Origin of the sequence: Sphingomonas panni, assembly GCF_022664435.1 — a bacterium.
In the GTDB taxonomy this organism is placed as follows: Bacteria; Pseudomonadota; Alphaproteobacteria; order Sphingomonadales; family Sphingomonadaceae; genus Sphingomonas; species Sphingomonas panni.
The window spans coordinates 141,988-166,694 of sequence record NZ_JAKREU010000003.1; the positions used below are offsets into that span (position 1 = coordinate 141,988).

A 24,707-nucleotide genomic window follows, 5' to 3' on the forward strand; every position below is an offset into this window, starting at 1 on the left:
GTTCTCAAACCAGCAGGTGCAAGGTGGTCGGGGTGAGCTGTACCATGCCCCGCACGCCCGGCAGGGTCGCAGCGTCGACCGTCCGCGGTTCGCGCAATTCGACCCGGACGCGTCCGGCCAGCGTCCGCGCCTGCACGATCGCCCCTGCCCCGCCCAATGCTGCGACCAGCGCCGGCGACAGATCGGCCGCATCCCCGGCCGGTTCCGCCGATATCGCCGCGACGCCGGCCATCGGCACTCCGGCCCCGGCCGCGCGGATTTCCTCCGCGACCTGATCGGCGATCGGCCCGACGATGACCTGCACCGCACGGTCGGACGGGCGGATGACGCCCATCGCACCCAGCGCCTTGAGCGCCGCTTCGTCGACCAGCGCCTGGTCCGCGACCACCAGCCGCAGCCGGGTGGTGCAGGCACCGATGCTCGCCAGGTTCGTGCTGCCGCCCAGCGCCGTCAGGAACGCCCGCCCCCGCTCTCCGGCCGCCGCCGGCGCGCCGGTCATCGGCGCGACGCTGGCGTCGCGGCCCGGCGTCTTCAGGTCGAACCGCACGATGAAGAAGCGGAACACCCCGTAATAGAGCGCGAAATATACCGCACCGATCGGCAGCAGCAGCAGCGGCTTGGTCGCCTTGCCATAATTCAGCACATAGTCGAACAGCCCCGCCGAAAAGCCAAAGCCCAGCCGCACGCCCAGTGCGTCCATCACCGCCATCGACACGCCGGTCAGCACCGCATGGATCGCATAGAGGACGGGGGCGAGGAACATGAACGAGAACTCGATCGGTTCGGTCACGCCGGTCAGGAAGCTGGTCAGCGCCAGGCTGAGCAACATTCCCCCCACCGCCTTGCGCCGGTCGGGCAGCGCCGAGCGGTACATGGCAAGGCACGCGGCGGGCAGGCCGAACATCATGACGGGGAAGAAGCCGGCCATGAACGCCCCGGCATGGGGATCACCCGCGAAGAAGCGCCGCAGATCGCCGGTCGTGCCGTTGAAGTCGCCCAGCACGAACCATGCGACATTGTTCAGGATATGGTGCAGCCCGGTCACCAGCAGCAGCCGGTTGAGCAGGCCGAAGCCGAACAGCCCGAAGCTTCCCGAGGCCACCAGCCCCCGGCTGGTCAGGTCGAGCGCCGCGCTGATCCCGGCAAAGCTCATGCCCACCAGCACCGCAATCGCGATGCCGGCCACGCCGCTGACGATCGGCACGAAGCGGCGTCCGCCGAAGAAGGCGAGATATTCCGGGACCTTGATCGTCGCGAACCGGTTGTAGAAGCTGCCACCGATCAGGCCGGAGACGATGCCGATCGGCACGTCGAGCTTGGCGAACGCCTTCATCTTCCACGCAGCGGACAGGGTCGCGGCGGTGGCTTCGTCGAACCCTTTGGTCACTTCCGGGGGAACGGCCAGGAACACCGGCCCGCCATTCTTGATGACGAGGTAGCAGACGACTCCGGCAAGACACGCCGCGCCGTTGCCGTCGCGCGCGATGCCGCAGGCGACACCGATCGCGAACAACAGCCCGAGGTTGTTGAACAACGCATCGCCCGCCGCCGCGAGCAGACCGATGTCGAGCAGGTCGGGCTGGCCCAACCGCAACAACAGCCCCGCCACCGGCAGGACCGCGATCGGCAGCATCAGCGCCCGGCCGATCGGTTGCAGCGCTTCGACGATCGACTTCATGCGGTCAGCTCCTGCAGAAATTCGCGTGCCATCGCGCGGACCTCGCGCGGCGAGGATGCCGCCAGCGCGCGGATCGCGAGCCGATGGCAGGCAAGGGTGTCGAGCCGGCGGACCAGCGCCTTCAATTCGGGAACGAACCGGGGCGACGCCGACAATTCGGTAATGCCAAGCCCGACCAGCAGCGGGACCGCCAGCCGGTCGGAGGCAAGCCCGCCGCACACCCCGACCCAGCGGCCGTGGCGCCTGCCCCCTTCGACCGTATGCGCGATCAGTTGCAGCACCGCCGGATGCAGCCCGTCGACGCCACCCGCGACCGCCGGATTGCCGCGGTCCATCGCCAGCGCATATTGGGTCAGGTCGTTGGTGCCGATCGACAGGAAATCGGCATGGGCGGCCAGCGTCGCCGACGTCACCGCCGCCGCCGGGGTTTCGACCATGATGCCGACCTCGACCCGATCGGCAATGCCCAGCTCGCCGCGCAACCGGTCGACCACCGCGCGGACGGCGGCGATCTCGTCGACACTGGCGACCATCGGCACCATGATCCGGCACTGGCCGACCGGCTGCACCGACAGGATCGCGCGCAGCTGCGCTTCGAGGATGTCGGGCATCGCCAGCGCGACGCGGATACCGCGCAGGCCCAGCGCCGGATTTTCCTCCGGCGCGATCGGCAGATAGGGTGCGGGCTTGTCCCCGCCCACGTCGAGCAGGCGGACGATCAGCGGCCGTCCCTCCAGCGTGGCAGCGATATCGCCATAGAGCGCAGCCTGTTCGGCGATGTCCGGCGCGGTGTCGCGATCGAGGAACAGGAATTCGGTGCGCAGCAGCCCCGATCCTTCCGCGCCATTGGCCATGGCGGCGACCGCGTCCTCCAGCGACCCCAGATTGGCGAAGGCTTCGATGCGTTTGCCGTCGATGGTGACGCAATGCTCGGCCGCCTGCGCCAGCGCCGCCGCGCGATCGGCGGCGCGACGCTCCATGCGAATGCGGGCAAGGTCCAGCGTGGCATCGTCGGGCGCGACGTGGATCACGCCATTGTCGGCATCGAGGATCAGCGTCGTTCCATCCGCCACGTCGGTCAGCGGCGCGCCGACCGCGACCAGCGCCGGCAGGCCCATCGTCGCGGCAAGGATCGCGACATGCGAGGTCGGACCGCCGCGCTCGACCACCAGGGCGGCAACGCAGGCCGGATCGAGCGCCATCACCTGCGACGGCAACAGGTCGTCGGCCAGCAGGATCGTGCCCGGCGCGAAGCTCATCGCATCGTCGGCCGCACCGGTCAGTTCGCGCAGCACCTGCCGTTCCAGGTCGAGCAGATCGTCGGCGCGCTCGGCCAGCCGCGCATCGCCCAGCGACCTGAGCGTCGCCGCCTGTGCCCGCGTCGCCTGTCGCCACGCATGGCCGGCATCGCGCCCGGCACCCACATCCTGATCGGCGGCTTCGCGCAGTTCGGGATCGTCGAGGAACGCGATATGCGCCGCGCGGATCGCAGCACCTGCGCCGGTGCCGTCCTGCGACGACAGCCGGTCGCGCACCGCCGCCAGCGCGCTGTCGAGCCGCGCGGCTTCGACGCCCGGTCCCTGTCCGTCGACCGGCACCGGAATGTCGGCGACCCGCAGCCAGCGGGCGGTGCCGATCGCAAAGCCCGGCGCGGCAAGCGTGCCGGCCAATTGCCCTTCCGGCAGTTCGACCGGCTGCACCGGCGGCGGTGCGGCGATGGGCGCGGCCGGCGCTTCCGCCACGCCCTCGCCCATGCCGCCTTCGATCAACGCGACCAGCGCGCCGACCGCCCGTGCCGCATCGGGACCGCTGGCGCTGATGCGGATCGTGTCGCCGAACCGGATGCCCAGACCCAGCAGCCCGACCACGCCCGATGCCTTGGCCTCCGCGTCCCCCTTCGCCAGCCAGCAGGTCGCAGCAAAGCCGCGCGCGACCTCGCCGATGCGCGCCGCCGGACGGGCATGGATGCCGTGCGCCATCGGCACGCCGACGTCGGCCACGACCCGCTCGCCCGACGCATCCTGCACGACGGCCGCCGCGTCCAGCGGCTCCAGCATCAGCAGCGGCTCGCCCACCGCGACCACCTTGCCACCAGAGCGATCGATGATGCGGAACCGGTCGCCATTGGTGACGATGACCGGCGTCATCAGCGATGGCGCGGCCTGTACCAGCGCGTCGAGGTCGAAGTCGATCAACGGCTGTCCGCGCGTCACCATGTCGCCGACCGCGACCTTCGCCGTGAAACCGCTGCCGCCCAGCTGCACCGTGTCGATGCCGATATGCATCAGCAGCTCGATCCCGCCCTCCCCGCGCAGGGTAATGGCATGGCCGCCGGCGTGCAGCGTCAGCACCTGTCCGTCGCACGGTGCGTGCAGCGTGGTGCCGAGCGGGTCGATCGCCGCGCCATCGCCCAGCATCCTTCCCGCGAACACCGCATCGGGCACATCGTCGAGTGCGGCCGCCCAACCGTGAAGCGGCGCGGTCAGCTGGATGGCGGTCATCAATGCCCCCTTGAGTAGAAGGCCCGGCCGCGCCTGCTGCGCCCGCCGGGCCGGATCTGTCAGACGATGCGGTTGCCCGCGATCCACGTGCCGCGCACGGTCAGGTCGGCGGCAAGCCACACGAAATCGGCGCTATGGCCGACATCGATACTGCCGATCCGATGCGACAGGCGCAGGAACGCGGCGGGATTGCCCGATGCCATCGCCACCGCATCCTCGAACGATACGCCCAGTTCGACCGTGTTCCGAACCGCCGTCGCCATGTCGAGGTCGCAGCCGGCAAGAGTGCCGTTGTCGTCGACGCACACGCCGTTCTCGACATGGATCGGCTGGCCGTTGAGGATGAATTCCTTGCTCGCCGCGCCGACCGTCGGCATCGCATCGGTCACCAGCATGAACCGGTCGATCGGCCGCGCCGCCAGCGCGACGCGGATCGCCGCCGGGTGGAGATGCGCGCCGTCGACGATCAGCCCGGCATAGAGCGTGCGGTCCTCCAGCACCGCACCGACCACGCCCGGATCGCGATGCTTGAGCGGCGACATGGCGTTATAGAGATGCGTGACGCCGCGTGCCCCGGCATCGATCGCGCGGCGCGCCTGTTCATAGGTCGCGTCGCTATGGCCGATGCTGACGATCACGCCGGCGGCGACCAGCCGCTCGATGGCCGCCACATCGTTGCGCTCGGGCGCCAGCGTCACCATCACCGCGCCCTTGCGCGGGGCGGTCAGCAGGTCGATCGCCGCATCGTCCAGCGCGCGGAAATGCTTCGCGTCGTGAATGCCCTTGCGCGCGGGATTCAGGAACGGCCCCTCGACATGGATACCGACCACGCCCGGCACCCCTGCCTCGATCGCGGCATCCACCGCGTCGAGACCCGCCGCGACGATCTCCAGCGAATCGCTGATCAGCGTCGGCAGATAGGCGGTCGTGCCATACTGTGCATGGGCCGCACCGATCGCGCGGATGCCCTCCGCGGTCGGGTGGTCGTTGAACAACACCCCGCCGCCGCCATTGACCTGCGTATCGACATAGCCCGGCACCAGCCAGCCGCCGTCGAGGTCGATGACCTGCGCATCGTCCCCGGCGTGGAAGTCGGCGATAACGCCATGCTCGACCCGGAACGCGCAGCTGTCCTGCGTGCAGTGATCGGCCAGGACGCGCCCGCCGCGAAAGACGAAACTGCTCATCGGGTTTCCGTGACCTTGCGCAGGTGCGGCGGCTGGTCGGGGTTCAGCCCGCGCCGCAGCGACACCGTGTTGACCATGCGATAGAAGCTCTGGATCATCAGGATCGGCTCGATCGCGGGGTGGCTGCGGATCGCCGGCGGATGGCTGTCGCCATCGGCCGCATCGGCCAGATGCACCGCGGCGCCGCGCCCGGCGAACTCCGCCGCCGCCGCACGTACGTCGTCGCCGGCATCGTCGGAGGTGGCGAAGCCCAGCAGCGGAAAGCCGTCATTGATGATCGCCATCGGCCCGTGGCGAACCTCGGCGCTGCTGAACGCCTCGGCATGGAGCGCGGAGGTTTCCTTCATCTTCAACGCCGCTTCCTGCGCCACGCCGAAGCTGTAGCCGCGCCCGATCACGAACAGGTTGCGCGCATCGACCAGCGTATCGGCCACCGCCGTCCAGTCGAGCGCGAACGCCTCTTCCAACTGCGCGGGCAGGCCGTCCAGCGCGGCGAGCAGGTCGGCGTCCCCGCTCCAGTGTGCAGCGATAGCGGCAAGACCGGCGAGCGAGGCGATGAACGACTTAGTCGCGGCGACCGACGTCTCCGCCCCCGCCGACAGCGGCAGCACCGTGTCGGCCAAGGCGGCGAGCGGCGAATCCTCGACATTCACCAGCGCCACGACGCGCGCCCCAGCCGCCCTGTAGCTTTCGACCGTGCGCAGCAGGTCGGGGCTGCGGCCCGATTGCGACACCGCGATCACCAGCGCGTTCATCCGCTCCATCCGCGTCGCATAGACCGACGCGACCGACGGCGCCGCCGACGCGACCGGCACGCCGCACAGCGTCTCGACCAGATATTTGCCATAGGTCGCGGCATGGTCCGACGACCCGCGCGCGCAGGTGACGACCAGTGCCGGCGGATCGGCGCGCAGCGATTCACCCAATGCCTTCAGCGTGGCGGCATTGCGCGACAGGAACCGGGCGACCGACGCGGCCCCCTCCCCCGCCTCGCGGTGCATGGCGGTATGCTCGGCTAGGACCGGCTTCGGCCCGGCTTCGACTATGGACGTCATGAACCCCCTCTTGGTCCCGGCCAGCGCCGGATCAGCTTGCGTTCAGTTCGGCGACGACGTCATAGGCATCGCCGCGATAATAGGATTGGGTGAACTCGACCGTGTCGCCATCGGCCAGGAAGCCGCGCCGTTCGATGAACAGCCCGGCATGGCCGACCTCGACGCCCAGCCGCTTCGCCTGTTCGGCGGGAAACGCCATGGCCCGCAGCCGCTGCAAGGCGCGCACCGGGCGGCACCCGGTCACTTCCAGCGCGGCATAGAGCGATTCACCGACCGCATCGACATTCGGCAGGCAATGGCCCGCAATCGCCGAATATTCGACCGCCATCGGCACGTCGTCGGCAAAGCGCATCCGCTGGAACCGATAGACCGGCGTTCCCGGCGACAGGCCCAGCGACATCGATTCCTCGGGCGTCACCAGTCCGGCCGATTTCGACACCCAGCTGCTGCTCGGCACGCGCCCCCGCGCGACCATGTCCTCCGAAAAGGACGACAGTTTCGAAAAGCTCTTGTCGACCCGCGCCGCGACGAAGGTGCCCGCACCCCGCCGACGCACCACCAGCCCCTCGTTCGCCAGCCCCTCGATCGCCTTGCGCACGGTGATGCGCGACACGGCATATTCGGCGGCGAGGTCGCGTTCGGGCGGGATCGCGTCGTCCTGCTGCAGGATGCGCCGTTCGATCGCGCTGCGGACCAGCTGCTGCAGCTGCACGTACAGCGGCGCATGGGCGTCGCCGCGCAACTGCCCGACCCGTTCGGAGAACGTCGTCCCGGCAACCGGCAAGGCCGGCGAACGGTCGATCGAAAGGGCGGACGGCGCGGACATAGGCTCTGGATAGGTATGTTTTTGGTATTGTGCAATGCAGATTCGACCTCTGACCCAGGGGCGATTTGCGGGTTCATCGAAGCATCAGGGCTGCGATTGGACTACCCCAGCATCGCATTTTGGCCTTGCATCGAACGATGGGTGACGGCGGAGCGCCAAGACCGTTTGAGTAATTATATTACCTGAAAGCGCAAATATGGACCGCCTGCGGCAAAATTCCGCGCCAAAATCCGGCTATTTTTCCACCAGTACATAATGTTTTCATTTTTATGTAGATTTTATGATTGCGATTGGTCACATTGCAATCGACCAAAACGAGCCGGCATGGAACCAATACAGGTCCAATGCTCGACGCAAGTCGTCTTGCCCGTCGCGGCCACATCGGGGGAGCGCATATTGCGCTCGGAGTTAAGGGGTAGGGATCCATGGCTTTTTCGCGCTTCGCATATCTAGCTTCCACGGCGCTGGTGGCACTCGCCACGCCGGCCTTCGCACAGGAAGCGCCCGCGCCGACGACGGCGGACGAGGGCGATACGATCACCGTCACCGGCATCCGCAAGTCGATCGCCGACTCGATTGCGACCAAGCGTGACGCCAGCTCGATCGTCGACGTCATCTCGGCCGAAGACGTCGGCAAGTTCCCCGACGCGAACGTCGCCGACTCGCTGGCCCGCCTGCCCGGCGTCACCGTCGACCGCCAGTTCGGCGAAGGCGAGCAGCTGTCGATCGCGGGCGTCGAGCCGGCGCTGAACCGCCTGACCGTCGACGGCCACTCGGTCGCCTCGGCCGATTGGGGCGGCAACCCGTCCGACCGTTCGAGCCGTTCGTTCAACTACTCGCTGCTGTCGCCGACGATCATAAGCCAGGCGGTCGTGTACAAGACCCCCGAAGCCCGCCTGCAGGAAGGCGCGATCGGCGCCAGCGTCGACGTCGTCACCCGCAAGCCGCTCGACCTGAAGTCGGGCACGATCGCGGCCACCGCCGGCGGCGAATATAACGACCGTGCCAAGCGCGGAAGCTTCCGTGGGTCGGCGCTGTACAGCTGGCACAATGCCGACGACACGATCGGCTTCCTCGGCTCGGTCAGCTACGACAAGGAACAGCTGAGCCGCGCCGGTTCGGCGGTCTACTGGTATCGCACCGGCGACGCGCTGCTCGCCAACGCACCGACCACCGCGACGATCAACGGCAAGAACATCGCCGCGCTGACCGCCGCCGAACGCGCCAGCTTCAGCAGCGCGCGCTTCGCGTCGTTCCTCGCCCGCGAATTCTTCAAGCAGGAGCGTGAGCGCATCGGTTTCTCGGGTGCGGTACAGGCTCGTCCGACCGACAACCTGACGGTGACCGCGACCGGCCTGTTCATCCGCGGCAACTACGACAACGTGTCGAACTCGGCCTATACCTATGGCTTCGAAGGTTCGCGTCTGGTCTCGGCACAGTCGTCGAACGGCCTCGTCACCTCGGCGACCTTCGCGGGCATCGCCGCCGGCCAGACCGGTGCCACCGGCCAGCTCGACACCAACTATCGCCGTACCCGCCTGAAGAACGACTCGGTCACGCTGCTCGTCGACTGGAAGCCGGGCGACTGGACGATCACCGGCAATGTCGGCGGCACCAAGGCTACCGGCGGCAAGGACCCGGAATATCTGCTCGACTTCCGTACGCAGCAGGGCTTCACTGCCGGCGCGAACGGCCAGGACACCGTCGTCAACTGGGCGAAGCCGGCCAGCGACCCGACGATGTGGCTGAGCAATTTCACCGCGTCGGGCGGCAGCAACCTCGGCGCGCAGGATCTGGCGCGCAACGGCGGCGTGCAGTTCTTCGGTCGCCAGATCGGTGGCATCCCGCTCCAGTCGGGCTTCACGATGGACCAGGAGAAGTTCGCCGAAGTGAACTTCAAGCACCCGGTCGCTTTCGGTCCGGTGACCGAAATCCTGTTTGGCGGTCGCTATGTCGATCACGACAACAAGCAGACGACCTACAGCAACGCGGTGTTCACCAACCAGAACTTCACGCTGGCCGACCTGCCTTACTACGTCCTGCCGGGCGGTCTCTATAACGGCCTCGGCGTGTCGGGTAACGGCACCCCGTACGCCACGCTGGACAAGGACGGCATCATCGCCGCCCTTGCCAAGTACGGCAACAAGCAGATCGACCGTGGCTTCTCGTTCAACGAATTCTTCGGCGTGAACGAAAAGATCGCGGCCGCCTATGCCCAAGCGAACTTCGAAACCGGCAAGTTCCGCGGCAACGTCGGCGTGCGCTTCGCCCACACCAGCGACGAAGCGAAGTTCTACACCGCCAGCAACCGTTCGGGTCAGACCTTCCCGGTCTACACCTACACGCCGGTCAAGAACGACTATAACCGCCTGCTGCCGTCGGCGAACCTGATCTACCAGGCGGGTGAAGACGTCGTGCTGCGCGCTTCGGCCGCGAAGGTGCTGGCCCGCCAGCGCTACAGCGACCTCGCCGGCGCCCTGTCGCTCGACGACAACCAGCTGAGCGGTAGCGGCGGCAACCCGGCGCTCAAGCCCTACGAAGCCACCAATTACGGCCTGTCGGCGGAATGGTATTTCGCGCCGGCCAGCTTCCTGGCGGCCGAGTTCTTCTACCGCGACATTTCGAACTACACCGTCAACCAGGTGAACAACGAGACGCAGTTCAACGTCCTGCTCGCCCGCAATGCGACCTATGCCGTCTCGCGGCCGGTCAATGGCGGTACGGCGCAGGTCACCGGCTTCTCGCTGTCGGGCAATACCAACCTGATCTGGGGCTTCGGCTTCCAGGGCAGCTACACCTTCGCCGATGCCGAGGCGTCGCTGGCGACCGGCCTGCCGTACCTGTCGCGCCACACGCTCCAGCTCTCGCCCTATTACGAGAATGGTCCGTTCCAGGCGCGGGTCAGCTACAACCGTCGTTCGAAGTATTTCTATCGCTTCGGCCGCCAGTCGTCGCAGGACTATACCGATGCCTATCGCCAGCTCGATGCACAGATCAGCTATGCGCTGACCGAAGGCGTGTCGATCACGGCACAGGCATCGAACCTGCTCGATGAAACCTACTATCAGTACAGCAGCACCCCGAACGCGCCGACCTCGGTGTACAAGAACGGCCGGGTGTTCTCGCTCAACGCCACCTTCCGTATGTGAAGGGGCCGGTGATCCGGGGGGTGCGGCCCGTGCCCTCCGTTTTGCCCGAAGGCCCCGGCTTTGCCGGGGCCTTTTTTCGTTCGGGCCGCTAGAAGTTCCGGCACGGTCGAATCGACCGGTCATCCAAGGGGAGTATCGCGTGAAGCATCGTCTGACCTGGGCCGCCCTCGCCGCCGCAACCGCGATCGTCGCGCCCGCATCCGCACAGACCGCCCCCCTGCTCCCGCTGCCGGCGCAGATGACGCCGGCCGGCGGATCGATCACCATCGCCAACGGCGCCGGCATCGTCGCCCCGACCGCTGACAAGGGCGCCGCGACCGCCGCACGCCTGCTGGCCGACCGGGTGAAGGTCGACCGCGGCCTGACCCTGACGCCCGGCGCTACGGGCAAGATCCGCTTCGTCCGCGACGCCGCGATCGCCGGTGACGAAGCCTATCGCCTGACCGTCACTTCCAGCGGCATCACCATCGCCGCCAGTGGCGACCGGGGCCTGATCTGGGGCGCGATGACGCTCGCCCAGCTGCTCAGCCCCGATACGCAGTTCGGCAAGCCGGTCCGCGTCGCGGCGACCACCATCAACGACGCGCCGCGCTTCCGCTGGCGCGGACTGATGGTCGACGTGACCCGCTCGTTCCAGCCGATCGACACCCTCTATCCGATCGTCGACACGATGGCCGCGCAGAAGCTCAACACGCTGCACATGCACCTGACGGACGATCAGGGATGGCGCGTCGAGATCAAGCGATACCCGAAGCTGACCGAAATCGGCGGGTTCCGGGAACCCCCGGTCGCGGGCGGACAGCCGGGGCCGAAGGTCGGCGGCTTCTATACGCAGGACGAGCTGCGCAAGCTGGTCGCCTATGCGGCGGAACGCGGCATCACCATCGTCCCCGAAATCGACATGCCCGGCCATGCGCAGGCGGCGGTCGCGGCCTATCCGGAGGAGGTCGGCGTGCTGGGCGACCGCCCGCCGGTCGGCCATGACTGGGGCGTCAATCCGTGGCTCTTCTCCCCCTCCCCGCGCAGCATGACCTTCATCAAGAACGTGCTGGACGAGCTGATCGACATCTTCCCCGGCCAGTTCATCCATGTCGGCGGCGACGAGGCGGTGAAGGACCAGTGGCAGCGCTCTCCGCAAGTGCAGGCGCAGATGAAGGCGCTGGGCCTGAAGACCGAGAACCAGATGCAGGGCTGGATGATCTCCGAACTCGGCAAGCATCTGGCGAGCAAGGGCCGCCGCCTGATCGGCTGGGACGAAATCCTCGAAGGCGACGTACCGACCAGCGCGACGGTCATGTCGTGGCGCGGCGAGGCGGGCGCGGTCGAGGCGGCGAACAAGGGGCATGACGTCGTCATGTCGCCCGCGCCCAATCTCTATCTCGACAATATCCAGTCGGCTGCCGGCGACGAGCCGCCCGGTCGCATCGGGCTGCAGACGCTGGAAATGGTCTATGGCTATGAACCCGTCCGCCCCGGCGTGACGGCGGAGGCCGCGGCGCATGTGCTGGGCGCGCAGGGCAATGCGTGGTCCGAATATCTGGCGACCGCGAAGCAGAAGGAACACGCCACCTTCCCGCGCCTGTCGGCCATCGCCGAATTCACCTGGAGCCCGCGCGACAAGCGCGACTGGAAGGGGTTCGTCGAACGCCTCCAGCCGCAGATGCTGCGCTATGAGCGGCAGGGGATCGCGGCGGCCGATGCGGCGTTCGCGGTGACCTACGCGCTCGATGGATCGAAGGGCGACGTTCTGCGCCAGAAGCTTCCCAAGCTTGCGATGACGACGCAGACCGGCGCCGGCACGATCCGCTACACCACCGACGGCAGCCAGCCGACCGCTCGCTCGCGCGCCTATGCCGCGCCGATCGCGGTGAAGCCGGGCCAGACGATCACCGCCGCCGCCTTTGCGAAGGACGGCCATGCCCTCGCCCGCCCCCGCGCGTTCGACGCGACTCAGCCCGCGCTGCTGCGGGCGACCGGCACGGCGGACATGGTGGCGTGCCCGAAGGGCGCGCTGGGGCTGCGCGTGCCTTTGGTGTCCGGCCAGTCGGGCGACGCCCCGGCGTACAACGTCAATATCTTCGACACCTGTACCCAGGCACCGAAGATGCCGCTCGACGTGGCGCAGGCGTTCACGGTGACCGTCGCCCGCCTGCCGCGCCACTATGGCCTGGCGCATGATTACAAGGCGCTGCGCGAGCATTTCGCGGTCACGCAATATGGCGAGTTGGTCATGCGGACCGGCGGCTGCGACGGGACCATCGCCGCGACCTTCCCGCTGCCCGATCCCGACACCGCACCCAACCGGTTCGCCTTCAAGGGCAGCTTCGCGAAGCAGCCGGGCGATACGGACGTGTGCCTGCAATTCACCTCCCCGCTATCCGACCCCTTCTACACCGTCGACACGCTGCAACTGGAAGACGCGAAGTGAAGAAGCCTGCGCTGTTCCTTCTGCTCGCCGCCGCCCCCGCAGCCCTGTGGGCGGCGCCGCGCGAGACGGTGACGCTCGACAAGGGGTGGCAGGTGCGCCTGGCGCCCGGCGATGCGGCGGCGAAGGCGCATCCGAAGGCGGCGCGCTGGCTGCCGGCCAAGGTGCCCGGCTATGTCCAGACCGACCTGATCGCGGCCAAGGTCACGCCCGATCCGTTCACGGGCTTGAACGAAGCGACGATCCAATGGGTCGGGCGCAGCGACTGGGAATATAAGGGCACGCTGAACGCCTCCCCCACCCTGCTCGCGCGCGGGCATGTCGACCTGGTGTTCGACGGGCTGGACACCTTTGCCGAGGTGTTCGTCAACGGCACGAAGCTGCTCGCCGCCGACAATGCCCATCGCCGCTGGCGCGCCGACGCCAAGCCGCTGCTGAAGGCGGGCGCGAACGAGATCCGCATCGCGTTCAAGTCGCCCTTGGGTGTGTTGAAGCCCATGGTCGCGAGACTCGAAAACCCGCTCCCCGGCGAATATGACTCGACCGCCGGCGACGAACCGGAAGGGCGGCAGACCTCGCCGTACATCCGCAAGCCCAAATATCATTATGGCTGGGACTGGGGTCCCCGCATCATCAATGTCGGTCCCAACGGCCCGGTGAAGGTCGACGCGTGGGACGACGTTCGCATCGATACGCTGCGCGTCCAGCAGGAGGCGGTGACCCCGACCGAGGCCCGCCTGTCCGCCGACGTGACGCTGGTCGCCGACCGCGACGCCACCGTGCAGGTCGACGCGATCGTCACCGCCCCCGACGGCACCAAGGTCCGCGCCACCCGCACCGTCGCCGTCACGGCGGGTGAGAACCGGGTCAGCGTCCCCCTCGCCATCGCCAAGCCGCAACTCTGGTATCCGGCCGGCTATGGCGCGCAGCCACTCTACACCGTCGCCACCGAAACCCGTCTGGACGGCGAAGTCGTCGACACGCAGCAACGCTCGACCGGCATCCGCACCGTCGAACTGGTCCGGGAAAAGGACGCGATCGGTCGCGGCTTCCTGTTCCGCATCAACGGTATTCCGGTGTTCGCCAAGGGCGCGAACCTGATCCCGTTCGACAGCTTCGGCCCGCGCGTCACCGATGCGTACATGTCCCGGATCATGGGCGACGCGCAGGCGGCGAACATGAACATGATCCGCATCTGGGGCGGCGGCATGTACCTGCCCGACAGCTTCTTCGACACCGCCGACCGGCTGGGGCTGATGATCTGGTCCGACTTCATGTTCGGTGGCGCGATCACCCCCTATGACCCCGATTATCGGGAGAGCGTGAAGATCGAGGCCGAGGAACAGGTCGAACGGGTGCAGGCGCATCCCTCGATCGTGTTGTGGTCGGGCAATAACGAAGTGCTGTCGGGTTGGGAGGGCTGGAGCGACCGCACCGCCTTCAAGAAGCGTGTCGGGGCGGACGAACAGGAACGTGTCGGGGTCGGCATGGCGATCCTGTTCGACCGCGTGCTGCGCGATGCCGCCGAACGGCGCGACGCCGACGTCCCCTACTGGCCCGGCAGCCCCAGCGCCAATTACGAGGGCAAGCCCGATCAGGACGGCAATGGCGACCGCCATTATTGGGACGTGTGGGGCGGCAAGAAGCCCGCCACCGCCTATCTCGACAGCTGCCCGCGCTTCATGTCCGAATATGGGCTGCAGGCGATGCCCGACATGGCGACCATCGCGAAGTTCGCCAAGCCTGCGGATTACGCCATCGACTCCCCCGTCATGACCGCGCACCAGAAATTCCTGAAGGGTGCTGGCCAGCAGCGGCTGCTCGACTATATCCGGATGCGCTACCGCGAACCCCGCGATTTCGCCGACTTCGTCTATCTCAGCCAGGTGATGCAGGCCGACGGCATCCAGCTCGGCGCGCTCCACCATCGCGCCTGCCGCCCGGTGACCAGCGGTTCGCTCTACTGGCAGCTGAACGACGTGTGGCCCGGCGCGTCGTGGTCGAGCATCGACTATTATGGCCGGTGGAAGGCGCTGCACTTCGCCGCCCGCCGCTTCTACGCCCCGCTTGCCGTGTCGGCGGCGCGCAAGCCGACCGGTACGACCGACATCACGTTGATCTCCGACCGGACCGTGCCGGTCACCGCACGCTGGCGGATGCGGACGATGGATGTGGATGGCAAGGTGACGATGGCGCATGAAGCCGCGATCCAGCTGCCCGCACTGTCGGCGACGAAGGTCGTGACGATGACCGACGCCGACCTGTTCAAGGGTGCCGATCCGAAGCGCAGCGTGACCGTGGTCGAGCTGATCGTAGACGGCGCGGTGGCGTCGCGTGCGCTGGTCACCGCCCTGCCGGAAAAGGACATGACCCTGCCCGATCCGGGCCTCACCACCCGCTGGTCGACGGTCGGTGGCAAGCCCGCGCTGACGATCACCGCGCAGCGGCTGGCCCGTGCGCTGTGGATCGGTTTCGGCACGCTGGACGTGCAGGCATCGGACAATTTCCTCGACCTGCTGCCGGGCGAAAGCGTGACGGTGACGATCGCGGGCAAGGCATCGGCCGGCGCACTCAAAAAGGCATTGCGCCTGCAGACGCTGGGAGCCGCCAAGTGAGCATCCTCCTCGCCCTGCTCGCAGGCGCAGCGGAACCCGATCCGCAGATCGCCGCGACCATCGCCGCGATGACCCCTGCGGAAAAGGCGGCCCAGTTGCAAAGCACCGCCCCAGCACAGAGCGAGGTCCTGCCGGCCTATGACTATTGGAACGAGGCACTGCACGGCCTCGCGCGCAACGGCGTCGCCACCGTCTTTCCGCAGGCGATCGGCCTCGCCGCGACGTGGGACGCGCCGCTGATGGAGCGGATCGGCACCGTCGTCTCCACCGAGGCGCGCGCCAAATACAACGCCCTGCCGGGGAAGAACCGGCGGCGCTATGAAGGGCTGACCATCTGGTCGCCCAACATCAACATCTTCCGCGATCCCCGTTGGGGCCGCGGCATGGAAACCTATGGCGAGGACCCGGTACTGACCGGCGCGATGGCGGTCGGTTATGTGCGCGGGCTGCAAGGGCCGGACCCGCTGCAACCCCGCGTCATCGCGACCCCCAAGCATCTGGTCGCGCATAGCGGGCCGGAGGCGGGGCGCGACGCGTTCAGCGTGCAGACCGCGCCCTATGACATGGAGGCGACCTACCTTCCCGCCTTCCGCCGCGCGCTGACCGAGGGGAAGGCGCAGTCGGTGATGTGCGCCTATAACGGCGTCCACGGCGTGCCGGTCTGCGCCGCCGACTGGCTGCTCAACGATCGCATCCGCCGCGACTGGGGCTGGAACGGGCTGGTCGTGTCCGACTGCGACGCGATCGGCAACATCGCCCATTACCAACGCTACGCCCTCGACAATGCCGCCGGCTCCGCCGCCGCGATCAATGCCGGCATGGATGTAAACTGCGGATCGGCCTACGCCGCGCTGCCCAAGGCGCTGGAACGCGGCCTGACGACCCAGGCCGTCGTGGATCGCGCACTCACCCGCGCCTTCGAAGCCCGCAAGCGGCTGGGCGATGCGTTCGGCGCGAAGAGCCGCTGGGATACGATCCCGGCCAGCGCCCTCCACACCCCCGCCAACCGCGCACTGGCGCTTGAGGCTGCCGCCAAGTCGCTGGTCCTGCTCCAGAATAACGGCGTCCTGCCGCTGAAACGCGGTGCGAAGATCGCGGTCGTCGGCCCGAATGCCGACAGCCTCGACGTGCTGGAGGCCAATTACAACGGCACCGCCGCCGATCCGGTAACGCCCCTGAAGGCACTGGCCGATCGCTTCGCCGTTGCCTATGCACAAGGGGCAACGCTGGCGGACGGCGTGCCGCTACCCGTGCCGCAGACGGCGTTCGGCGCGGGGCTGAAGGCCGAGTTCTTTGCCGACCCGGCGATGACCGGCACGCCCGTCCTGACCCGCACCGACCGCACCATCGATTTCAACTGGGCGCGCACCAGCCCCGCCGCGAGCCTGCCCGTGAACCGCTACGGCGTCCGCTGGACCGGCACGCTGACCCCGCCGGGGCCGGGCCGCTATACGCTGCGCATCGACATCAACCGCTGCTGGGACAAATGCTCGGGCCGCGATGCGGTCAAGCTGTGGGTCGATGGCAAGGACGTGCTGAGCGCCACCGGCACCGCTGCGGTCGAAGGTGCAGCGAACGACAGCAAGTCGGAACGGATGGAGGCGGTCCTCGACTTCGCCGACACGTCGCCCAAGCCCTTCCGCCTCGACCTGACCCATGCCAGCACCGACGACAGCATCCGCCTGACCTGGATCGCCCCTGCCGATCCGCAGCGCGCACAAGCCGTCGCCGCGGCACGCAATGCCGATGCCGTCGTCGCCTTCGTCGGCCTGTCCCCCGCGGTCGAGGGCGAGGCTCTCCGCCTCGAAGTCGCCGGCTTCTCGGGCGGCGACCGCACCGACATCGCCCTGCCGCAAACGCAGCAGCAACTGCTCGAAGCGGTCAAGGCATCGGGCAAGCCGCTGGTCGTCGTCCTGCTCTCGGGCAGCGCCGTCGCGATGGAATGGGCCAAGAGCCACGCCGACGCGATCGTCGCCGGCTGGTATCCGGGCGAGGTCGGCGGTACCGCCATCGCCGACCTGCTCGACGGCACGACCAATCCGTCGGGCCGCCTGCCGGTCACCTTCTATGCGAAGACGAGCGACCTGCCGGCCTTCGTCGACTACAATATGAAGGGGCGCACCTACCGCTATTTCGACGGGACCCCGCTCTGGGGCTTCGGCCATGGCCTGAGCTACACCAGCTATGCCTATGCCGACGCCAAGGCGCCGACGACGCTGACCGCCGGCCAGACGCTGACCGTCACCGCCCGCGTCATCAACACTGGCAAGCGCGCCGGCGAGGAAGTCGCGCAGGCCTATTTGATCGCGCCAGCCGAACTCAACAAGATCGGTGCATGGAACGACCCCGTGCTGCGCCACAGCCTGGTCGGTTTCCAGCGGGTCGCGCTCGAGCCCGGACAGGGCAGGACCGTGACCTTCACCCTCGACTCGCGCCTGCTCAGCACCGTGTCGCTCGACGGCACCCGCGCCGTGCGACCGGGCAGCTACCGCCTGTTCGTCGGCGGCGGCCAGCCGGGGGACACGCCCGGACAGGAAGTCGCCTTCACCATCACCGGCACGCAGGAGTTGCCGAAATGACGATGCTTTCCCGCCGCGCACTGCTCGGCAGCAGCGCCGGACTCGCGGTCGCCGCCGCCTTGCCGGCGACGACCGTCACGCCCCCCCCTGCTCGCCCCAACCTGTTCATCGGCACCGGTGGCGACGGCCATACCTTTCCCGGCGCGACGATGCCGTTCGGGATGGTGCAGCTGTCGCCCGACACCGACACCGCGCGCTGGGCGACCTGTTCGGGCTATCACAAGGGCGACAGCTCGATCCTGGGGTTCAGCCACACGCATCTGTCGGGCACGGGCATCGGCGACATGCTCGACGTGCTTGTCGTGCCGACGCGGGGGCCGGTACTGCTCGACGGCGGGCCGCTGGAGGACCCGGACAAGGGCTATCGCCAGCGCTACGAGGACGAGGTCGCCGATCCCGGCTATTACGCCGTCACGCTCGAAAGCGGGGTCCGCTCCGAACTGACCGTCACCGACCGCACCGGCATTCAGCGTCACCGCTTCCCAGCCGGCCCCGCGCACATCCTGATCGACCTATCGCACCTCGTGATGGAGGGGCCGAACCAGCGCCCCTATATTGACGATGCCGCGCTGACGCTGGAGGCCGACGGCACGCTGACCGGCACCCGCCGCGTGTTCCGCTGGGCCAAGGGGCGGCGAATCTTCTTTGCGATGCAGCTGTCGCGCAAGCCCGACCGGGTCGAGTTCTTCGGCGACGGCAATGCCCCGGCAGGTGCGAAGGGTGTGACCGGCAAACGGGTGAAGGCGGTCCTGCACTATGACGACGGCAGCGCCGCGCCGGTCGTGATCCGCACCGGCATCTCGGCCGTCGACCTGGACGGCGCGAAAGCGAACCTCGCCGCCGAGGCGACGCATTGGAATTTCGATCGCTATGCCAACGAAGCCCAAGGTGCATGGGCGCGCGAACTGGACCTGATCCACTTCCAAGGCGGCACCGAAACGCAGCGCACCGTCGCCGCCTCCGCGCTCTACCACGCCTCGATCGGACCGACGCTCTTCTCCGACATCGATGGCCGCTATATCGGCCTCGATCGCCAGACCCATACCGTGCCGAAGGGCGAGGCGGCGTACAGCGCCTATTCGCTATGGGACACCTATCGCGCCTTCCACCCGCTCCAGACGCTGATCCGTCCGGCGCGGTCGCAACAATTCACCCGCGACCTGATCCGCCAGACGCAGCAAAGCCCGTTCGGCCCACCGGTCTGGCCGCTGCAGGGGGTGGAGACCGGCTGCATGATCGGCTGGCACGCGGTGCCGGTGATGGCGGAGGCGCGGGCAAAGGGCATCGTCGCCGACTATGCCGCCGCATGGGGGGGCGTGAAGAAGCGCTCGTTCGACTGGACCACGCCCAATCTCGACAACAGCATCGGCGTGCAGGCCTATGACGAACTCGGCTATGCGCCCGCCGACCGCATCTTCGAAAGCGTGTCGAAGACGCTGGAATTTGCCTATGACGATTATGCCGGTGCGTTCATCGCCGATGCGGCCGGCGATGCCGTCGGCGCGGCACGGCTGCGCAAGCGGTCGGGCAACTGGCGCAACGTATTCGATACCAAACTGAACTTCGCCCGCGCCCGGCTAGCCGATGGCAGCTGGGCCGAACCCTTTGCCCCGAACGGCATCGGCCATTCGAAGAAGTGGCGCGACTATACCGAAAGCAACAGCTGGCAGGCGACCTTCCTCAACCAGCACGACGTCCACGGCCTGATTGCGGCGATGGGCGGCGATGCCGCGTTCGAGGCGAAGCTGGACGGCCTGTTCACCGCCTCGTCCGAACTGCCCGCCGACGCGCCGCCCGACATTTCCGGGCTGGTCGGGCAATATGCGCATGGCAACGAACCCAGCCACCACGTCGCCTATCTCTACGCCTATTGCGGCGCGCCGTATAAGACGCAGGCGATGGTCCGCCGGCTGCTGACCGAAATGTATCACGCCCGGCCCGACGGCATCATCGGCAACGACGATTGCGGCCAGATGAGCGCGTGGTATTTGCTCTCCGCGCTCGGCTTCTATCCGGTCGATCCGGTCAGCGCGACCTATGTGCTGGGCAGCCCGTTGTTCGACCGGGCGACCGTACAGGTCGGCGGCGGCCGGGAACTGGTGGTCGAGGCACGCGGCAACGCGCCCGACCGCCCCTATGTCCGCAGCGTCACGTGGAACGGGCGGCCCTGGACCAAAAGCTGGATCGCGCACGCCGATCTGGTGAAGGGCGGGCGTCTGGTGTTCGAAATGTCGGCCACCCCCAACAAGGCATTCGGCCGCGCTCCGCAGGACCGGCCGGGCAACAAGTGATCCTCGCCACGCTCCTCGCCACCGCCGCGCCGGTCGTCGTGCCGCTGGACGCGGCCTGCGTCGTCGGCACCGACCCGGCGGCGCAGGTCCTGCGCGAACGGCTGGTGGAGCGCGGGGCGGTGTGTCGCCCCCGCCCCACAACGTTACCCCAGCGCAGGCTGGGGTCTCCCGCGGCTCCTGCGGCACCCGACACAATGGATTCCGGCCTTCGCCGGAATGACGGAGTGTCAGGACAGGCAACGCTCCACCCGTACCCCCGCGCAGGCGGGGGTCCAGAGCCGCACAAACCGAACGGTTGCGACCCGAACCCTGGATTCCCGCCTGCGCGGGAATACGGCGTTTGCGCAGCAAGAGTCGTAGCGATCCGCTTCCTGCCAGCAAAGCTCGCTCCTGAAGCCTTCGCCATCACGACGACCCGCACCGCCATCACCATCCGCGCCGCCACCACCCGCGCACGGATGTTCGCCGCCGGCTACCTGCTGCGCCATCTCGACAACCTGACCCTCACCGCGCCCGCCCATGTCGCCGACGCCCCGGCAATGGCGATCCGCGGCACCCAGATCGGCTATCGCGCCAAGAACAACAGCTATGATGCATGGACGGTGTCCATGCTCACCCGGCGGATCGAGGATTTCGCGCTGCTGGGCGGCAACCGCATCCAGTTCGTCGCACCCGTGTCCGACGATGCGGCCTCCTCGCCCCTCTCCCCATTGCCCGCGACCGAGACGCTGATCGCGGTCGCGCAGGCCACGCATCGGCTTGGCATCGACGTTGCGCTCTTCTACCCCCTGCTGCGCGATTACGGGAAACCGGGCAGCGCGGAAGCCGAAGTCGCCGACTTCACCGCCCTTGCCGCAAAACTCCCGGCGCTCGACGCACTCTACATTCCCGGCGGCGATCCGGGGCATACCGCGCCCGACCGGCTGTTCCCGGTCGCCGGCAGCGTCGCGACCGCGCTGCGCCAGCGTTTCCCAAAAGCCGAAGTGCTGCTGTCGACGCAGGGGTTCGACGCCGCCGGCCTCGATGCCTTCCACTCGCAACTGGCGAAGCGCCCGCGCTGGCTGACCGCGATCTTCGTCGGCCCGCAGACCCGCGACAGTATCGCCGACCATCGCCGCCGCATCGCCGGCCGATACCCGATCGAAACCTACCCGGACACCGCGCACACGATGCACGCGCAATTCCCGATCCCCGACTGGCACCCGGCGTTCGCGCTGACCGAAGGGCGCGAGCCGGTGAACCCCCGCCCCGCCGCGACGACGCGCATCTTCGCCTATCTCGCCCCCGCTACGCGCGGCTTCGTGACCTATAGCGAGGGGGTGAACGACGACTGGAACGTGACCCAGTGGTTCCGCCTCGGCTGGAACCCGGCGACCCCCGTCGCCCAGATCGCCGGCGAATATGCACGGATGTTCGTCGGCGACCGGGCCTTTGCCGCCGTGCCACAGGCGCTGGAGGGCAATTGGCGCGGCGACCCGTCGGCCAATGCCGGGATCGATGCGACGCTGGCGCTGGTAAACGGCCTGCGTCCCGCGCGCTGGGCCGACTGGCGGATCGACCTCTATCGCTACCGCGCCACCTATGACGCGCTGGTCCGCCACCGGCTGATCGCAGCGAAAGCCACGCAGGCAGAGGCGCTCTACACGCTGCGACAGGCCCCGGCGACCGGCGCACAGGCCGCCGCCGTCGCCGCGCGCTTCGCCTATGCCCGCCCCGAACCGGCGATGGTCGCGCCGCTGCGCGCCGACCTGACCGCCATTGCCGACCGGCTATGGACGCGCGCGCGGATGCAGCTGTCGGTGCCGCGCCATGGCGCGTCGAACTGGGAACGCGGCGCGAACCTCGACCGTGCCGACATCCAGTTGAACGACCGGACGGCGGTAGAGGCCGACATCGCCGACGCCCTGACCCGGCCCGACGCCGCCGCCCGCCTCGCCATGATCGGCGATCCGTGGCGCACCCGCGACATGGCGCTCTACGACGATCTGGGCGATCCGACCGCCGAACCGCATCTGGTTCGCGGCCCCGGCTTCGATGCAGATCCGCAATCGCTGGTCAGCGCAATCGACGGCGTCGCCGATCATTACCCGGATCAAGGCTGGCGCATGGCGGATTTGAGCTATGCCGAGGGACTGTACGAAACCCCGGTGCGGCTGCGCTATACGGGCCTGGAGCGAAATCGCCGCTACCGGCTGGTCGCGCGCTGGGCGGGGGAGGATTACGCCCTGCCGATGCGGCTGACCGGCAATGGTGTCGAACTGCACAGTCCCCGCCCGCGCAAGGGCGACCGCGAGACGGTCGAAACCGCCATCCCGCAAGCCCTCACCGCCGACGGCACGCTCACCCTCGAATGGCACCGCCCGCCCGGCATCGGTGGCGGCGGGCGCGGTCATCAGATCGCCCAGACCTGGCTGATCCCCGCCCCCCTTTTCCCTGAACCAACCGCACCCGGAGCATCGCAATGACCCTTTCCCGCCGCAGCCTGATGGGCAGCAGCCTGATCGCCGGTGCCGCCGCCTGCACCCCGCGCGCCGCGATCACGCCGACACCGACCGCGCTGCCCGCGCCATGGGGGGCCACGCCCTCGCCGCGCCAGCTGAAATGGCATGACCATCGCCAGTATGGCTTCATCCATTTCTCGATCAACACCTTCACCGACAAGGAATGGGGTTACGGCGACGAAGACCCCAAATTGTTCAACCCGACCGACTTCGACCCCGATCAGATCGTCGCGGCGGCCAAGGCCGGGGGCCTGACCGGCCTGATCCTGACCGCCAAGCACCATGACGGTTTCTGCCTGTGGCCGACGATGCTCACCGAACATTGCATCCGCAATTCGCCCTATAAAGGCGGGAAAGGCGACATTGTCGGCGAACTGGAGGCGGCGTGCCGGCGCGGCGGGATCAACTTCGGCGTGTATCTGTCACCATGGGACCGCAACCGCGCGGACTATGGCACGCCCAGCTACATCACCTATTACCGCGCGCAGCTGACCGAGCTTTGCACCCGCTATGGCAAGCTGTTCGAGGTCTGGTTCGACGGCGCGAATGGCGGCGACGGCTATTATGGCGGCGCGCGCGAGACGCGGAAAATCGATGCGGTTCAATATTATAACTGGCCGTCGATCATCGCGCTGGTCCACCGGCTGCAACCCGATGCCTGCACCTTCGATCCCTTGGGCGCGGACATTCGCTGGGTCGGGAACGAGGACGGCCACGCCGCCGACCCCTGCTGGCCGACCATGCCCAACCACCCCTATGACCAAGCCGAAGGTAACACCGGCGTGCGCGGTGCGCCCTTGTGGTGGCCGGCGGAAACCAACGTGTCGATCCGGCCGGGCTGGTTCTACCATGCCGATGAGGATGCGCAGGTAAAAAACCCCAGCAAAATCATGGAGATGTACGATCAGTCGGTCGGCCATGGCACCACCTTCCACCTCAACCTGCCCCCCGACCGCCGCGGCCGCATCCACGACCGCGACGTCGCCAGCCTGACCGCCTTCGGCAACGCGCTCCGCGCAACCTTCGCCAACGATCTGGCGGCCGGTGCGGTGACGACCGCCAGCGCTGATACCGGCAGCACCGCCCGCAACGTCAATGACGGCAACCTCGACACCTTCTGGCTCGCCCCGCCGGAGGCGACCGACGCGACGATCATCCTCGACCTGCCGCCCGGCCGCAGCTTCGACACGGTGCGGTTGCAGGAATGGCTGCCGCTGGGTCTCCGCGTCACCCGCTTCGCCATCGACGTATCGGACGGCGGCGACCAGTGGACCACGGTCGCGGAAAAGGACATGGTCGGCCCGCAGCGGCTGGTCCGGCTGCCCGCCCCGATCGCTCCGCGCCGCGTCCGCTTTCGCACCGTCGCTGCCGAAGCCGGTCCGGCGATCCGCGAATTCGCGCTGTTCCGTTCGGTCGCGCCGGTCGACCTGCCGCCGCTGAAGGTCAGCGATCCCAGCATCATCGACCGCGCAGGCTGGAAAGTGACCGCCGCCAGCGCGCCCGGCGGGGAAGCGTTGCTCGACGCCTCACCGCGCACCGCATGGCAAAGCCCGGCACCGGCCGCGCTGACCATCGACATGGGCCGTGCGGAAAAGCTCGCCGGCTTCACCCTGACACCGACCCGCCATGTCGACCCGAACGCCGCGCCGCCGATGAGATATCGCGTGGAAACCAGCGTCGACGGCAAAACGTGGACGCCGGGTGGCGAGGGCGAGTTCCCCAACATCAACTACGCCCGCGCGACGCAGCGCCTGCCCTTCACCACCGCGCGCTCGGCGCGCTACCTGCGCTTCGCCTTCCCGCAACCGGCGGTGCCGGCCCCGGCGATCGCCGTCGCGGAGATCGGGGCGTTCCGGTAGGATAGCCGCCCCCTCCCCGTCCCCCTCCCCGTTTGCTTCGA

12 protein-coding genes and 1 pseudogene are annotated in these 24,707 nt (G+C 68.1%); 8 read left to right on the plus strand and 5 right to left on the minus strand.

All coding sequences use genetic code 11. The features are described from left to right. Positions 1 to 4 precede the first annotated feature (4 nt). The 5 genes from nagE to MF609_RS07735 are packed head-to-tail and all read right to left on the minus strand — an operon-like array spanning position 5 to position 7,247. Positions 5 to 1,678, minus strand: a complete 1,674-nt coding sequence (gene nagE / locus MF609_RS07715; protein WP_242415736.1) for an N-acetylglucosamine-specific PTS transporter subunit IIBC — start codon at positions 1,676 to 1,678, stop codon at positions 5 to 7. Continuing rightward, entirely contained in the window at positions 1,675 to 4,179 is a 2,505-nt protein-coding gene (ptsP, locus tag MF609_RS07720; protein WP_242415737.1) for a phosphoenolpyruvate--protein phosphotransferase, read from the minus strand. Before ptsP ends, nagE begins: the two co-directional genes overlap by 4 nt. 59 nt (positions 4,180 to 4,238) lie before the next feature. Next, positions 4,239 to 5,366 (minus strand): N-acetylglucosamine-6-phosphate deacetylase, encoded by a 1,128-nt coding sequence (gene nagA / locus MF609_RS07725; RefSeq protein WP_242415738.1) that lies wholly within the window; start codon positions 5,364 to 5,366, stop codon positions 4,239 to 4,241. After that, on the minus strand, positions 5,363 to 6,421 hold the full coding sequence (locus MF609_RS07730) for an SIS domain-containing protein (RefSeq protein WP_419723070.1): 1,059 nt from the start codon (positions 6,419 to 6,421) through the stop codon (positions 5,363 to 5,365). Before MF609_RS07730 ends, nagA begins: the two co-directional genes overlap by 4 nt. A 31-nt stretch (positions 6,422 to 6,452) precedes the next feature. Then, complete coding sequence (locus MF609_RS07735) at positions 6,453 to 7,247, minus strand: GntR family transcriptional regulator (RefSeq protein ID WP_242415739.1); 795 nt, start codon at positions 7,245 to 7,247, stop codon at positions 6,453 to 6,455. A 425-nt stretch (positions 7,248 to 7,672) separates the two neighbouring features. On the opposite strand from MF609_RS07735, the gene MF609_RS07740 reads away from it, so the two are divergent. The 8 genes and pseudogenes from MF609_RS07740 to MF609_RS07770 all read left to right on the plus strand — a co-directional run bounded on the left by MF609_RS07740 (position 7,673) and on the right by MF609_RS07770 (position 24,666). After that, positions 7,673 to 10,396 carry a TonB-dependent receptor gene (locus MF609_RS07740; RefSeq protein WP_242415740.1) on the plus strand — a complete coding sequence of 908 codons (2,724 nt, stop codon included), beginning with the start codon at positions 7,673 to 7,675 and terminating at the stop codon, positions 10,394 to 10,396. Between the two features lie 139 nt (positions 10,397 to 10,535). Beyond that, on the plus strand, positions 10,536 to 12,824 hold the full coding sequence (locus MF609_RS07745) for a beta-N-acetylhexosaminidase (protein WP_242415741.1): 2,289 nt from the start codon (positions 10,536 to 10,538) through the stop codon (positions 12,822 to 12,824). A gap of 92 nt (positions 12,825 to 12,916) precedes the next feature. Then, positions 12,917 to 13,816 (plus strand): annotated as a pseudogene (locus tag MF609_RS20050) (glycosyl hydrolase 2 galactose-binding domain-containing protein); the annotation flags it as partial. A gap of 894 nt (positions 13,817 to 14,710) precedes the next feature. Beyond that, positions 14,711 to 15,436 carry a glycoside hydrolase family 2 protein gene (locus tag MF609_RS20055; protein WP_422920701.1) on the plus strand — a complete coding sequence of 242 codons (726 nt, stop codon included), beginning with the start codon at positions 14,711 to 14,713 and terminating at the stop codon, positions 15,434 to 15,436. Beyond that, entirely contained in the window at positions 15,433 to 18,015 is a 2,583-nt protein-coding gene (locus tag MF609_RS07755) for a glycoside hydrolase family 3 C-terminal domain-containing protein (RefSeq protein ID WP_242415743.1), read from the plus strand. Before MF609_RS20055 ends, MF609_RS07755 begins: the two co-directional genes overlap by 4 nt. Beyond that, entirely contained in the window at positions 18,012 to 20,306 is a 2,295-nt protein-coding gene (locus MF609_RS07760) for a GH92 family glycosyl hydrolase (RefSeq protein WP_242415744.1), read from the plus strand. Before MF609_RS07755 ends, MF609_RS07760 begins: the two co-directional genes overlap by 4 nt. Beyond that, on the plus strand, positions 20,303 to 22,771 hold the full coding sequence (locus tag MF609_RS07765) for a hypothetical protein (RefSeq protein ID WP_242415745.1): 2,469 nt from the start codon (positions 20,303 to 20,305) through the stop codon (positions 22,769 to 22,771). Before MF609_RS07760 ends, MF609_RS07765 begins: the two co-directional genes overlap by 4 nt. Beyond that, positions 22,768 to 24,666 carry an alpha-L-fucosidase gene (locus MF609_RS07770; RefSeq protein WP_242415746.1) on the plus strand — a complete coding sequence of 633 codons (1,899 nt, stop codon included), beginning with the start codon at positions 22,768 to 22,770 and terminating at the stop codon, positions 24,664 to 24,666. The genes MF609_RS07765 and MF609_RS07770 overlap by 4 nt, the downstream gene beginning before the upstream one ends. Positions 24,667 to 24,707 lie beyond the last annotated feature (41 nt).

Coding starts and splice junctions, on each gene's coding strand:
- nagE (WP_242415736.1), bottom strand. CDS start 1,678: ATGAAGTCGATCGTCGAAGCGCTGCAACCGATCGGCCGGGCGCTGATG.
- ptsP (WP_242415737.1), bottom strand. CDS start 4,179: ATGACCGCCATCCAGCTGACCGCGCCGCTTCACGGTTGGGCGGCCGCA.
- nagA (WP_242415738.1), bottom strand. CDS start 5,366: ATGAGCAGTTTCGTCTTTCGCGGCGGGCGCGTCCTGGCCGATCACTGC.
- MF609_RS07730 (WP_419723070.1), bottom strand. CDS start 6,421: ATGACGTCCATAGTCGAAGCCGGGCCGAAGCCGGTCCTAGCCGAGCAT.
- MF609_RS07735 (WP_242415739.1), bottom strand. CDS start 7,247: ATGTCCGCGCCGTCCGCCCTTTCGATCGACCGTTCGCCGGCCTTGCCG.
- MF609_RS07740 (WP_242415740.1), top strand. CDS start 7,673: ATGGCTTTTTCGCGCTTCGCATATCTAGCTTCCACGGCGCTGGTGGCA.
- MF609_RS20055 (WP_422920701.1), top strand. CDS start 14,711: ATGCAGGCCGACGGCATCCAGCTCGGCGCGCTCCACCATCGCGCCTGC.
- MF609_RS07760 (WP_242415744.1), top strand. CDS start 18,012: ATGACGATGCTTTCCCGCCGCGCACTGCTCGGCAGCAGCGCCGGACTC.
- MF609_RS07770 (WP_242415746.1), top strand. CDS start 22,768: ATGACCCTTTCCCGCCGCAGCCTGATGGGCAGCAGCCTGATCGCCGGT.